The organism is Nocardia sp. CDC519, from assembly GCF_059509835.1.
In genome coordinates this window covers 4,740,340-4,753,705 of record NZ_CM183377.1, presented here as the reverse complement: position 1 = coordinate 4,753,705, position 13,366 = coordinate 4,740,340, and the positions used below count along the sequence as shown (strand labels likewise).

At 68.2% G+C, this 13,366-nt stretch carries 12 protein-coding genes; 8 read left to right on the top strand and 4 right to left on the bottom strand.

The features are described from left to right. The first annotated feature begins 90 nt into the window (after window positions 1–90). The 4 genes from AC5W7N_RS21275 to AC5W7N_RS21260 all read left to right on the top strand — a co-directional run bounded on the left by AC5W7N_RS21275 (window position 91) and on the right by AC5W7N_RS21260 (window position 5,075). Window positions 91–735: a TetR family transcriptional regulator gene (locus AC5W7N_RS21275; protein WP_490725328.1), complete on the top strand. Its 645-nt coding sequence runs from the start codon at window positions 91–93 to the stop codon at window positions 733–735. A 129-nt stretch (window positions 736–864) separates the two neighbouring features. After that, window positions 865–2,895 (top strand): MDR family MFS transporter, encoded by a 2,031-nt coding sequence (locus AC5W7N_RS21270; protein ID WP_495922051.1) that lies wholly within the window; start codon window positions 865–867, stop codon window positions 2,893–2,895. 134 nt (window positions 2,896–3,029) lie between these two features. Further along, window positions 3,030–3,677 (top strand): PadR family transcriptional regulator, encoded by a 648-nt coding sequence (locus AC5W7N_RS21265; RefSeq protein WP_194990488.1) that lies wholly within the window; start codon window positions 3,030–3,032, stop codon window positions 3,675–3,677. A 177-nt stretch (window positions 3,678–3,854) separates the two neighbouring features. Beyond that, on the top strand, window positions 3,855–5,075 hold the full coding sequence (locus AC5W7N_RS21260) for an FAD-dependent monooxygenase (RefSeq protein WP_195021471.1): 1,221 nt from the start codon (window positions 3,855–3,857) through the stop codon (window positions 5,073–5,075). A gap of 55 nt (window positions 5,076–5,130) precedes the next feature. On the opposite strand, the gene AC5W7N_RS21255 is transcribed toward AC5W7N_RS21260, so the two are convergent. The 3 genes from AC5W7N_RS21255 to AC5W7N_RS21245 all read right to left on the bottom strand — a co-directional run bounded on the left by AC5W7N_RS21255 (window position 5,131) and on the right by AC5W7N_RS21245 (window position 7,891). Further along, on the bottom strand, window positions 5,131–5,355 hold the full coding sequence (locus tag AC5W7N_RS21255; protein ID WP_163815940.1) for a hypothetical protein: 225 nt from the start codon (window positions 5,353–5,355) through the stop codon (window positions 5,131–5,133). A gap of 35 nt (window positions 5,356–5,390) precedes the next feature. Next, window positions 5,391–6,167, bottom strand: coding sequence for an HNH endonuclease family protein (locus AC5W7N_RS21250; RefSeq protein WP_195021470.1), 777 nt, complete (start codon window positions 6,165–6,167; stop codon window positions 5,391–5,393). A gap of 581 nt (window positions 6,168–6,748) precedes the next feature. Then, on the bottom strand, window positions 6,749–7,891 hold the full coding sequence (locus tag AC5W7N_RS21245; protein ID WP_495922050.1) for a TDT family transporter: 1,143 nt from the start codon (window positions 7,889–7,891) through the stop codon (window positions 6,749–6,751). 70 nt (window positions 7,892–7,961) lie between these two features. Here AC5W7N_RS21245 and AC5W7N_RS21240 point away from each other — a divergent pair, with 70 nt between their 5' ends. Continuing rightward, complete coding sequence (locus tag AC5W7N_RS21240) at window positions 7,962–8,882, top strand: LysR family transcriptional regulator (protein ID WP_194990491.1); 921 nt, start codon at window positions 7,962–7,964, stop codon at window positions 8,880–8,882. A gap of 46 nt (window positions 8,883–8,928) precedes the next feature. Here AC5W7N_RS21240 and AC5W7N_RS21235 read toward each other — a convergent pair whose 3' ends face one another. Beyond that, window positions 8,929–9,600, bottom strand: a complete 672-nt coding sequence (locus AC5W7N_RS21235) for a phosphate signaling complex PhoU family protein (protein ID WP_163815931.1) — start codon at window positions 9,598–9,600, stop codon at window positions 8,929–8,931. A gap of 158 nt (window positions 9,601–9,758) precedes the next feature. On the opposite strand from AC5W7N_RS21235, the gene AC5W7N_RS21230 reads away from it, so the two are divergent. From AC5W7N_RS21230 to AC5W7N_RS21220, 3 genes are all read left to right on the top strand, one after another. Continuing rightward, window positions 9,759–11,000 carry a hypothetical protein gene (locus tag AC5W7N_RS21230; RefSeq protein WP_495922049.1) on the top strand — a complete coding sequence of 414 codons (1,242 nt, stop codon included), beginning with the start codon at window positions 9,759–9,761 and terminating at the stop codon, window positions 10,998–11,000. A 609-nt stretch (window positions 11,001–11,609) separates the two neighbouring features. Then, window positions 11,610–12,455, top strand: a complete 846-nt coding sequence (locus AC5W7N_RS21225; protein ID WP_163815927.1) for an MlaE family ABC transporter permease — start codon at window positions 11,610–11,612, stop codon at window positions 12,453–12,455. After that, a complete protein-coding gene (locus AC5W7N_RS21220; RefSeq protein ID WP_195021467.1) occupies window positions 12,455–13,321 on the top strand; it encodes an MlaE family ABC transporter permease in 867 nt (288 codons plus the stop codon). The genes AC5W7N_RS21225 and AC5W7N_RS21220 overlap by 1 nt, the downstream gene beginning before the upstream one ends. The last annotated feature ends 45 nt before the right edge of the window (window positions 13,322–13,366 follow it).

Below are 13,366 nucleotides of genomic sequence, written 5' to 3'. Positions count from 1 at the left end.
CGCCGCCGTGGCAGCGCGAAGACAAACTTAGAGTGGACCTAAAAATATGTCAAGCATAAATTTATGACGAGTTCAGGTAGTCTGGTCCGCATGACCACCGAGACCGCCGAAACGCAGGGCCTTCGCGCCAGGAAAAAGCTGCAGACCAGGGAAAACATCTCCCACCAGGCCACCATGCTGTTCCTCGAGCGCGGGTTCGACAAGGTGACGATCGCCGACGTCGCCGCGGCCGCGCAGGTCGCCAAGATGACGGTGACCAACTACTTCCCCCGCAAGGAAGATCTCGCGCTGGATTTGGGCGAGGTGTTCGTCGATCAGCTCGCCCGTACCGTCCGTGAGCGCGAACCGGGTGAATCCGCGCTGGCGGCATTGCGCCGCGCCTACCTCACCGCTGCCGCCGAACAGGACCCCGTCGTCGGCTTCTCCGGCCCCGCATTCGCCGCGATGATCACGGCAAGCCCGGCCCTGGTCGCCCGGTTACGCGAGTTCCACGACGACCGCGAAGCCGCCCTGGCCCGCATCCTCGCCGAGGAAACCGGCGCCGCCCCCGACGACATCACCCCGCGCGTCGCCGCCGCCCAACTCGGCGGCGTGCACCGAGTGCTGTTCGACGAAACCATGCGCCGCACCCTCGCCGGCCGATCCAACGACGAGATCGCCGCCGCCCTCACCGGTTACATCGCGACGGCCTTCGACGCACTCGAACCATCCCTGGGGACCTACGCGGTGCGCTGATCGGCGACATCGCCGGCGCGGTGTAGCCGATCGCCCGCGCTGCCGACGCCCGGCCGGCCGACTTCACCTCGGGATTCGCTGCCGTGTCGCTGCCTTCCTGGGGATGGGGACGCGGCCCATACTTGGCCGATGAGCGATGCGGTGGCAGTCGCTGAACGGGCACCTGAGCCGATGAGCCGGGCGAAGACCAATGTGGTGTTCGGGACCATTGTGCTGGGGATGCTGATGGCCGCGCTGGATCAGACGATCGTGTCCACCGCGCTGCCGACGATCGTGGCCGATCTGGGTGGGGCCGGGCATATGGCGTGGGTGGTCACCTCGTACCTGCTGGCCGAGGCGGTGGCGACGGTGCTGGCGGGCAAGCTCGGTGATCTGTTCGGGCGCAAACTGATCTTCCAGCTCAGTGCGCTGATCTTCATCGTCGGTTCGATGGTCGCGGGCCTGGCCAACGGGATGCTGCTGTTGATCGTCGCGCGTGCGATCCAGGGGGTCGGCGCGGGCGGGCTGATGGTCACCTCCATGGCGTTGATCGCCGACATCATTCCGCTGCGCGAACGCGGCAAGTATCAGGGCGCGCTCGGGGCGGTCTTCGGCGTCACCACCGTCATCGGGCCCACGCTGGGCGGGCTGTTCACCGACCATGCGAGCTGGCGCTGGTGCTTCTACGTCAATGTCCCGTTGGCGATCCTGATGATCGCGTTGGCCGCGCGCACCATCCCGCATGTCAAAGCGATGGCCAAGCCGATCATCGACTACGCGGGCATCGGCCTGGTGGCGCTCGGTGTGTCGAGCCTGATTCTCGGCCTGGAATGGGGCGGAACCGAATACGCGTGGGGTTCGGTGCAGATCATCGGGCTGTTCGTGGCGGCGGTCGTGCTGTTGTCGGCGTTCGTCTGGGTGGAATTGCGCGCGCGGGAACCGATGCTGCCGATGGGGCTGTTCCGCAGCCAGGTGTACACGGTGTGCTCGATCCTGAGCTTCATCGTCGGGTTCGCGATGCTCGGCTCGATGACGTATCTGCCCGCCTACCTGCAATACGTCGACGGTGTCTCGGCCACCGCTTCGGGGGTGCGCACCCTGCCACTGGTGTTCGGCCTGTTCGTCACCTCGATCCTGTCCGGCCAGGTGGTCGGCAAGACCGGACGCTATCGCTGGTTCCCTATCGCGGGCACCGGCGTGATGGCGGTCGGGCTGTTGCTGATGTCGACGATGGGCCGCGACACCAGCGTCTGGCTGGAATCGCTGTACATGCTGATCCTCGGTCTCGGCATCGGTCTGGCCATGCAGGTGCTGACGATCGTCGTGCAGAACACCGTCCCGTACGCACAATTGGGCACCGCCACCTCGGGCGTCACCTTCTTCCGGACGCTCGGCAGCGCGTTCGGCACCGCCGTCTTCGGCACCCTCTACACCAACAAGCTCGATCCCGAACTCGCCGGCGCGCTGACCGAGGTGCGGGTGGTTCCGCCCGAAGTGGCGGCGAATCCGGAGGCGCTGCGGGCGCTGCCGCCGGAGCAGGCCGATCCGATCATCGATGCCTACGCCGCGGCGATCGACCACGTGTTCCTCTGGGTGGTTCCGGTCGCGCTGGCCGGTTTCGCGGTCGCCTGGTTCCTGAGGGAAGTGCCTTTGCGTGACAGTGCCCGCGCGGATGCGCGCGACGTGGGTGAGGGTTTCTCGGTGCCGGACTCGGCCGATCGGGTGGTGCTGCTGGAACGCGCGATCGCCACCACCCTGCGATCCGCGCGCGCCGAAGGCCCGATCGGCCCGGTGGTTCTCGCCGACGCCGGCACCGACCTCACCCGAGGTCAGGCCTGGGCGCTCGGACAGGTATATCTGCACAACCGGATTCGCGGGGAGGCCACCCTCGACGCGATCGCGCGCGTGCACCGGCTGCCCGACGAGGTGATCGCTCCCGTCTTCGGCGAAGTGCGCGCCGCCGGATACCTCGCCCTGGACGGCCCACTGCTCACCCTCACCCCGGCCGGGCAGGCGCAGGTCGACCGGATCAGGGCGGCCTGGCGGCGCTGGCTGGATGTGCGGCTCGACGACTGGGACCGCACCGATCCCACCGATCGGATGCTGCTCGACCAGGCACTGGAGAGCATTGCCATCAAACTGCTCGACCAGGACGTGCACGAACTCGTCCCCGCACACTGACCGCCACCGCGACGGGGCACCCCGGATGGGTCGAGGCTCGGATCCTCCTGCGTCTCCAGCCCCGAAAAGCGGACACACCTCTTGCGGCGCTAATACTCGCGCACGTATATTCGTAGACGAGTAAGGAGGTGTGCATGGCGACCAAACGCAAGGTCGGCAATCTGCTGGCGTTGGCGGTGCTCTCGGTGATCATCGAACGGCCCATGCACCGCTACGAGATCGCGTCCACGCTGCGCGATCGCGGCAAAGACCGCGATATGGACATCAAATGGGGATCGCTGTACACCGTCGTGCAGAACATGGCGAAGGCCGGATTCCTCGAGGTCGTCGGCAGTGAACGGGAAGGTGCGCGGCCCGAGCGCGTGATCTACCGGATCACCGACGCCGGCCGCGCCGAACTGATCGACTGGACCAGGGAGCTCATCGCCGAACCACAGCCCGAACAGCGGCAATACGTGGCCGGACTGTCGATTCTCGCGGCACTGCCGCCGGACGAGGTGATCGACCTGCTCGGACGCCGGGTCGACGCCCTGGACGAACAGATCACCACCGTGCGTGCGGAATTCGACGCGGCCGCGGGCTCCCTGCCGCGATTGTTCATGGTCGAGACCGAATACGGGCTGGCCATGCTCGAAGCCGAACGCGCGTGGACCGCCGCATTCCGCGACGAGCTGGTGTCCGGGAAGTTCCCCGGGCTGGAAGGCTGGCGCACCTGGCACAGCGAAGGCATGGATCTGGCCAAGGCCGGCGACCTCATGGAAGGGGGGAAGCCACACCCATAGCAAACACCGAGACCGAGTCCGGCGGAGGTGCGGCAACACCGCCGCCGAACTCGGGGAACCGTCTCGGACCGTGCCCGCATTCGCACACCCGGCCAGAGTTTGGCAACCACAGGATAACCGGGTGGGTGATTCGCGGTGCGGTTCGCCGTACACACACGACCCCACCAGGAGTTATTCATGTCCACAGTTCGTTCCGCGCTGGTCATCGGCGGCGGCATCGCAGGCCCGGTCGCCGCCACCGCGCTGCGCAAGGCGGGAATCGAGGCCCGCGTCTACGAGGCCTATTCCGGGCCGTCGATCACCATCGGCAGCGGGCTCGCGCTCGCACCCAATGGCCTTGCCGCCCTGGATGTGATCGGCGCCGGTGATCGCGTCCGGGCGATCGCGGTGCCGATCCCGAAGATGAACCTGTCCGTCGGCGGCAAGCGCATCGAGGTGCCGACGCTGCCCGATGTGGAGCCGATGCAGGTCGTCGACCGCGGCGAATTGCATCGCGTGCTGCACGATCACGCGATCGCGGCGGGTGTGCCGATCGAATACGACAAGCGGCTGACCGCCGTCGACGAGCATGCCGACGGCATCACCGCCCAGTTCACCGACGGCAGTACCGCGACCGCCGACGTTCTCATCGGCACCGACGGAATCCGCTCCACCGTGCGCGGATTGATCGATCCGGACGCGCCCGGCCCGGAATACACCGGCATGCTCGGATTCGGCGCGCTGACCGAATGCGAGATCGACACCCCACCCGAGACCATGGTCTTCGCGTTCGGCAAACGCGCGTACTACCTGTACTGGCCGGAGGGTGCGGGCACGATCGCGTGGGGCGCCAACCTGCCGCACAAGCAGTACCTGTCGCTCACCGATGCCCGCGCGATACCGGCCGAGCATTGGCTGACGCTCCTGCGCGAGACCTATGCCGAGGACACCCCCGGCGGCCAGTTGGCGCGTGCCACTACGGCCGACCAGTTGCAGATCACGGGCGCGCTGCACATCATGCCGCCGGTCCCGCGGTGGTATCGCGGGCGGATGGTGCTGGCCGGCGATTCGGTGCATGCGCCGTCCAACAGTTCGGGGCAGGGCGCGTCGCTGGCGGTGGAGAGTGCCGTCCAATTGGCGCGTTGCCTGCGCGATCTGGCCGGTCCCGAGGAGGCTTTCGCCGCGTATGAGGCGTTGCGCCGTCCGCGGGTGGAGGGGATCGCGGCCCGCGCGGCCAAGATCAACCGATCCAAGACGCCGGGCCCGATCGCGGGCCGGATCATGCGGGCGGTGATGCCGGTGATGATGAAAATGATGAAGGGTCAGCAGAAGACGATGGGTGCCGAGCAGCGGTACGTGATCGATTGGGACGCCCCGGTCGGTACGGAACTGGGTGCGGTGCCGGTGTCGGCTCGCTGATCGCGGACCCGCAGGGGTGGGCCGGCGGGATCCGGTCCACCCGGCGCGAACCCGCCTATGCCTCGAAGGGAATGGTGTTACCCGCAGCGTCACGCTCACCGATGCCCGCTTCGATCGCGGCGACCAGTTCGGTGACGGAGGTCCAGGTCCGTGGGGGTTCGGCGTCGAGGTTGCCGATGGTGTACCAGGTTTCGGTGTCGCGGTAGCGCACCAAGCCCTTGCCGGATTCGTCGACGGTGACATCGAGGGCGCCGGATACCGTGCCTTCCTCTTCGGTCATGACGGCAGCCGCGGCGGTGAGCTCGATGATGTCGCTTATCGGAATTCTCCTCGCTTGACGCAATCATCGACGGCGGTACGGAGGGCCTTCTGCTCGTCGGGGTCGACGGTGAGGCCGTACTTTACCTTGATCTTGACGTAGTGATCGATATAGCCACACCGGAAATTGCCCGGTGGGAGGTAGTGCGCGGCATCCTGGTCACCCTTGGACCGGTTGGCCGACGGGTCGGAGGCGATGAGGTTGCCCGCGTCGTTGGCGATGCGGCGGCGGGTGTCCTCGTCGAGTTTGTCGGCACCCGACCGCCACGCCTCCGCGAGCGGGACGATGTGCTCGGCGTCGACGGAGGCCGGATCGGTCATCCACTTGTAGGGCTTCAGCTGCCCGGTCTTACGGTCGGTGAAGCCGTACTGGTCGCGCCAGCCGCCGTCGGTGCCGATGGTCAGTTCGCAGGTCTTCGCGTCGAGGGTGACCTTGCCGGTGGCGTCGCGCAGCATCATCACTTCGCGGGTGGTGCATTTGGCGTACTGGGCGAATTCGGGACCGAAGCCGTGTTCGGGCTTGTTGGTGTCCCAGTGCGGGAACTTCTCCCGGCTGTAGCCGCTCATCGAGCCCTCGGCCGAGACGGCCAGGCGGCCGAGCAGCTCGCTGACGTCGCGCCCGGTGGTCGTTGCCGCGCCGGCGGAACCCGCGCCACGCTTGGCGAACAGGTCGTCGACATAGCCGTAGCCGACGATGGCGAGCGCGATGAGGCAGACGGCAGCCGCGATGATCGTGCGGGTGCGGCCGGAGGTGCGTGCGAGCAGATCGTTCACCGGGCGACCTCACCGTGGACGAAGGAACCGATCTGGAGTGCGGTGAAACTCAACTGACTTCCTTGTCCTGCGCCCGAAAATTACCGGGCGTCAAGCTACCCGGTGCCAGCTGCACTCGAAGGCACTGACGGCTATGAGATTACGCACAGGCCGATGACACGGCCGCGTGGACCATCCCCGGACCGGCGTGCCGGCGCCGGGCCGGGGATGGCGTGCCACGGGCGAATTCGATCACCGCCCGCGCGACTGAGGGCGGCCGGTTGTCCAGACCGGGCCGCGGCCACGACACCTCGAGGCTGATGAGGGGGTAGTCCCGGGGTGTCGTGTCGCACGAGCGCGAACTCGTCGTGACGCTCGCGGTCCGGGAGCTACCCAGACCAAGCTTTCATCTACGTATTTGGATAGTAGATGTCTGATTTCTTCTCTGCAAACACCCTACCCACTTCCCAGGATTGGGAGTTTTGTCCTGGTCATGGCGGTCAGATCTACGGTTGGAGTACGGAAATGCCGAACAGGCTGGGGGTTCGTCGGCTCACGCATCGGTCAGGTATGCGGTGAGCTGCGGGTTTCGGTGGGCACGATCACACCGGGGCCGGAGCGGCCGGACGCAGCAACGAACCGTCGCGCACGCCGAGCGCGGTGCGCGATGCGACCGTGCACCAGGCGACGGCAAGCAATGCGTACAACGCGCCAGCCGCGACGGCGAACAGCTCGGCGCCGGTGTGCGCGAACAACGCGGTGCTCCCGGTGACGCAGGTGCCGAGCGGGAAGGTGAAACCCCACCAGGTGAGCGAGAAGCCGAGCCCGCCCGCCCGGAAGGTGCGCACGGTGACCGCGAGCGCCAACGTCAACCACAGCATGGCGAAACCCCAGGTGGCGATCCCGAACACGGTGGCGGCCAAGGCCACACCGGCGGCCTGCGCGGGCGCGGCGACGGCCGGGGCGGCATCGGCCATCGCGCCGGCGGCGGTCACCGATTGGCCGAGCGGGCCGAGCACGATCCACACCGTCGGCACCAGCGCGGCCGCGGGCGCGCCGAAATGCATCAGCTTCGACCAGATCATGGTGGTGGTGATCAGTGCGGCGATCAGGCTCAGTCCGAACATCGCGCCGCAGCAGGCCAGCAACGTCACCCTGGCCTGGCCGGGCGGAGTGTGCGGCAGTAGCAGGACGCCGGTGGCTGCGGACACCATCGGCGGCACCACGGGCATGAGCCAGCCGCCGAACGCCGCATCGGGTGCACCGGCCGGGGTGCGGGTGATCATCCGATAGGGCACGGCGACGGCGGTGGCCAGGCCGAGCGCGGTGCCCAGCGGCCACAGCACCCAATCCATGGCTACCGCCGCCGATTCGCCGATGACGTCCTTGCCGAGCAGCATCGCGCCGGCGCCGACCGTCAGCAGGGCCATCGGCGGCGCGCCGGAGAAGTGGGCGAGCACCGGATGATCGCGTTCGGCTCGCACGTGACCGCGATGGCGGATCATCCGCACCGCCCAGACGAGGCCGAGTGCGGCGAGCAGCAGCGTGGCCAGCACCCAGACGCCGGTGGCGGCGGCGCGCTGCCCGGGGAGCTGCAGCGGCAGGGTGGCGGCGGCATTGGCGAGGATGCCGGTGCCCATGACGATCGCGAACCAGTTCAGCCCGACCTGCGCCAGCGCGCCGGTGCGCGCGGACACGGTGCGGCGGGTGACGGTGACGGGCCGGTGGGTCGCGGTGAGGGTCATGGATCCAGGCTCGCGGGCCTGCCGCGTGGCTGGTAGGCGTCATCGGTCTATGGGTACATAGAATGGTTCTATGCCTTTGTCGCCGCGGGTGCCCGATCTCGCCGCGCTCGACCTGCTGCTTTCAGTGGTCGAGCTCGGCAGCCTCGGGCGCGCCGCGCAGGCACACGGCATCAGCCAGCCCTCGGCGTCCTCGCGGATCCGCACCCTGGAGAAACTGGTCGGCGTGCCGGTGCTGGAACGCACCACGCTCGGCTCGCGACCCACTCGCGCCGGCGCGCTCATCGTGGAATGGGCCCGCGCCGTCATCGACGCCGCCGGACAGCTGGAGGCCGGGATCGACACGCTGCGCTCCGAACGCGATTCCCGCCTGCGCGTCGCCGCCAGCCAGACCGTCGCGGAATACCTGTTCCCCGGCTGGCTCACCGCCCTGCGGGCCGCGGCCGCCGATCTGACCATCGCGTTGGAATCCGGCAACTCGGTGGAAGTCGCGCAGGCGGTGCTCGACGGGCGCGCAGCCATCGGATTCATCGAGAGCAGGCAGAGTTTCGCGGGGCTGGAGAGCCGGGTGGTGGGTAAGGACCGCCTGGTCGTGGTGGTGGCGCCGGGGCATCGCTGGGCACGCAGGGGTTCGGTGAGCGTCGACGAGCTGACCGAAACACCCTTGCTGCAACGCGAAACCGGATCCGGGACGCGGAACTGGTTCGAGCACGCGCTGGCTCGCACCCGTCCAGGGGTGCGGCCCGCTGTGGCGCTGGAACTGTCCTCGACCACGGCGATCAAGACGGCCGTCGCCGCGGGCGTCGGCCCGGCCGTGCTCAGCTCACTCGCGGTGGCTGCCGAAGTCGCGGCGGGCACGCTGGTCGCGCCGACGGTGACCGGGCTCGACCTCGACCGAGTGCTGCGGGCGGTCTGGCCTGCGGGGACGCGACCGACAGGGCCTGCGCGCGACCTCTACGCGATCGCCCGCAGGGCAGGGTCGTCCGCTCGATAGGGCGTTCGGCGGTGTGTGCGGGTAACCAGCTTCGGGCCGCCCACGTTCAGTCCCTTTCTTCCTCGATGGGCTGTGCGGTGGGCGGGATGCCGGTGTCCAGGAAGCGGATGAGCCGTTCGATGCGGGCGGTGTGATCGACGCAGCGCTCCAAATGGTGGCCGAGCAGGGCCAGTTCGATTGCGGTATCGGTGCTTCCGGTCCAGGCGGGGGCGCTGAGTGCCGCGTGGAGTCGGTGGTTGAGCTCTTCCATGGTCTCGGCAGGCGGATCGGGAGCCTCTTCGGGCGGCTGTTGACCCGCGGCGACCGAGCGCAGCGCGTGCGCGGTCGCGCGGGCCGCGCGCCTGCCCATCTCGGCGAGCAAGGCCACGATCGGCTCCGGCGCCACCGGATCGGGGCTGCTCTTGTAGACCTGATCGGCCACCCGGCTGGTGAGCCAGCCGATGCGGGACAGCTCACCGGCGATCTGGATGGCGGTCACCACATGCCGTAGATCGCGGGCGACCGGCGCCTGTAGCGCCAGCAGCACCACCGTGCGCTCCTCGCAGGCCGCGTACATGGCCTGTAGGCGCTCGTCGAGCGCGAAAACCTCGTAGGCCGCCGTGAGATCGGCCTCGACGAGCGCATCGGTGACGCGCTCGGCGGCGTCTTGGGTGAGCCGGCACATCTGCGTCAACTCATCGGTCAACGCGACGAGCTCATTGGTGAACTGGGTCCGCACGCGCCAAATTGTCGCCTATGTCCACCCCGCCGGTCGATTGATCGCGTGATCTTCGTTGCCGCGACCCCGCTGGACGCACCGCCGCGCCCGTCCGCGATGCGCCCATTCGACCCGGTCAACCAGTATTCCCACCAGTGCAGGCACCATAAACTGCGGTAATGGCGGGCCCAAACCCCTGGCAGGCCAAGGCTGCCCGAGACACCGGAGAATCCGCGAGCAGACACAGCTCCGATCAGCAGAACAGCCCGGAATCCGGCGGGCTCTTCGGAGCGGGTTCCGCCGGTGGTGTCGCGGTCTCGGGTGAGTTCGTCGGCGGGGGAGCGGTCGAATCGGGCGCGGCGCGCTCGGGTGCGGCAGGCGCGCCGAAGTATGCCGGAGCGGGTGCCGGTGAGGGCGCGGCCGCCAGATCAGCTGATGCGGGCCAAGGGGATGAACCAGAGCACACACGCGCTGAGTCGGTGGCGGTGAATTCGCCGGAAGGCGTAGCGGGCAGTGGTGGCGCGGCCGTCGCCGGGGGCGCCGCGACGGAAGGCGCCGGCGAATCGCGCAGGCGGCGGGCCGACGCGGTCCGGGCCAGGGCAGCGGCGGTGCGCGGCGCGAGCACTCCGTTGCGCGGGCATTGGGGTTATCTGGTGGCCGCAGTGGGGGCGTTCATCACGCTCGTGCTGATGACGCGACCGTGGCTGGTGGCGACGGGCGCCAATGGTTCGGTGGAGTCCACGGCCTTCGGGCGCATCGATGTGTCCACCAAATACCTGACGGTGTGGTCGAAGTCGGCGCCGAAAACCCCGCAGATCAGCGGACTGTGGGCGTTCGCGACGGCAGCCGTGATCGTGCTGACGATCTGTCTGGTCGTGCTCTATTTCCGGATGCGCTCGGAGTATTTCGCCCGGCTGGTGGCCTTGTCGTCGGTGGGCGTCGCGGTGCTGGTGCTGTTCACCATGCTGTACCTCGACAGCAAGGGCGCCGAACTCAAGGCTCTCACCGCGCGCAAATACGACCTCGGCGGTCAGGTCGGCCAGTTCTTGAGCTGGGTCAAGGGAAACGGCAAGTTCATCCTGCCGGGCGCGGGCCAGGGACAGTACGTCGCGACGTCCCGGTTCACCCCCTCGGCCGTGGCCGCCGCCGCCGTCGCGGTGGTCTCCGCCTTGGCGGCGGTGACCCAGTGGATGGTGGGACGCGGTATCGAACCGGGCAGCCTGATGGCGAAAGTGTCCGCCCTGCGGGAGAAATGGGACGCCGCCGGGCGTGCAGCCGCCGCGTCGTCCGTGGCCGCCGCGCCCGCGACGGCGCGTGCGGTTTCCGTAGACAAACCCGCCGCCGCCGAACCCGCCGGAGCGCCAGCGGATTCGGCCGGCCCATCGCCCACCGGCGAGCGCGCCGCCGACGCCGGCCGTTAGACCCCGGCCGGGCGCTCCTCCGGACCCGCCGCGGACCGGGCGACGGGCGCGAGCATCGCGCCGACGAGCGGATCGTGGCGGCCGGCGGCTCCTCGTCGTTCTCGGGTCTGAACACCCCTGAGATGGCCCACGAATCAGTGGTTCGCGGGCCGTTTGCCGGGTTCGCGGCAACGTCGTCGTCGACCGGCACATGCCCCACCGATGTCACCGCACCGGCGATATCGGTCGGTGCGCGGGGAGACTCACGGTAATCGGTCAGGCGTGCTTGTTGTGGGAGCCGACGATGCGGTCCAACCGTGCGGGCACATCGTCCTGACGTGCGCAAACAGTCTGCGAGCGTCGGGTGCTCGATGCGCGTGGGTGCATGTCGAGCCGACCGCTCCACACCCGATGGTGACCTATAACACCGAGCCTCTCGCGTGATGTCATATTCGGTTTCTTTGTGTTCAGGGTCACCCACCTGTCAATTTGTATGTCACCTCTCGTAACGATTAGCTTCCTGAGGGTTGGCATCGACGCCGAAAGCAGAGAGTGCGCCATGAACCCCGAAACACGCCGCCGCCCGCGCGGGTGCTCGAGCATCGCGAGCGCGGCGCGAGGACTTCGCCGATGACGCTGGATACCCGGAAGCCGCCGAGCGATTCCGCCGTCGCGATCGTGCGCAAGAATTTCTCCGGCACGGTGGTGTCGTCGCTGCGGACCTTCGGTCGCGCGGTCGGGATGGCGCAGGAGTCGGTGACGGGCGCGGTCGGTGATATCGCGCGTGGCAAGTTCCAGTGGCAAGAAACGCTGGTGCAGGCGTGGCGGTTGATCACCGTCACCGCGATCCCGGCGATCCTGATGGCGATCCCGTTCGGTGTGATCGTGTCGGTGCAGGTCGGCAACCTGATCCACACCCTCGGCGCGGACACCTTGCTCGGCGCCACCGGCGGGCTCGGTGTGATCAAACAGGGCGCCCCGATGGCGACCGGGTTCCTGCTCGGTGGTGCGGGTGCCGCGGCGATCGCGGCCGATCTCGGTGCGCGCACCATCCGGGAAGAGATCGACGCGCTCAACACCATGGGCATCAGCCCGATTCACCGGCTGGTCATTCCGCGCATGGTCGCGATGCTGATCGTCGCGCCGCTGCTGAACGTGCTGATCATCTTCGTCGGCGTGCTCGCCGGATACCTGGTCGCCGTCGGCGGCCAAGGCGTCACGCCCGGTTCGTACTGGGCGACGTTCGGCTCGTTCACCACCGTCGCCGACGTGTGGGTCTCCTTGTTGAAGGCGTTGATCTTCGGCTTCCTCGTGGTCGTCATCGCCTGCCAGCGCGGGCTGGAAGCCAAGGGCGGCCCGCGCGGTGTGGCCGACGCGGTGAATGCCGCCGTGGTGCTGTCGGTGGTGTCGATCGTGATCGTGAACCTGGCGATGTCGCAGATCAGCGCCATGTTCATGCCGACGAGGCTGGTCTGATGTCGACCTCGTCCTATGTCCCGAAGGGGCTCGGCTGGGCCGCGCGCTACTTCCGTCGCGGCAGCCGGGTGCTGCGCGGTGTCGAATCGCTGGGTTTCGTCGCGGTATTCGTCTGGCAGGTGCTGTCATCGGTGCCGTTGACGATGCGTCGCTACCGCCAGGAGACGATGCGCGCGATCACCGATATGACCTGGGGCCGCGGCTCGGTCATCGTCGGCGGCGGCACGGTGCCGATGATGATCGTGCTCGGCCTGGTGATGGGCGCCTCGGTGGGCGTGGAATCGTTCGCGATCCTGGACATGCTCGGCATGGGGCCGGTCACCGGCATCGTGTCGGCCTTCGCCTCCACCCGTGAACTGGCGCCCATCGCGGCGGCCATCGGGTTCGCCGCCCAAGCCGGGTGCCGGATGACCGCCGAGATCGGATCCATGCGCATCTCGGAGGAGATCGACGCCATCGAGGCGCTGGGCCTGCGGTCGGTGCCGTTCGTGGTCACCACCCGCGTCATCGCGGGCGCCATCGCGATCGTGCCGACCTTCCTGATCGCGCTGATCCTGAGCTACCTGGCCTGCCGCGGCCTGCTGACGCTGGTGCACAGCCAGTCCGCGGGCGTCTACGACCACTACTTCTTCCAGTTCGTGTCCGGGTTCGACGTGATCGCCGCGGTGATCAAGGTCGCGATCTTCGGCACGGTGGTGATCCTGGTGCACTCCTACTACGGGTTCTTCGCCACCGGCGGCCCGGAAGGCGTCGGCATCGCCTCCGGTCGCGCGGTGCGCGCCAGCTTCGTGGCGATCATCGCGATCGACATGCTGCTGTCCATCGCCCTGTGGGGCTTCAACGCGCCGATCAGTTTCACGGGATAGGGACAGATGCCGAAATACGGAATGCCAGGAGTGGCAGCGGATCGG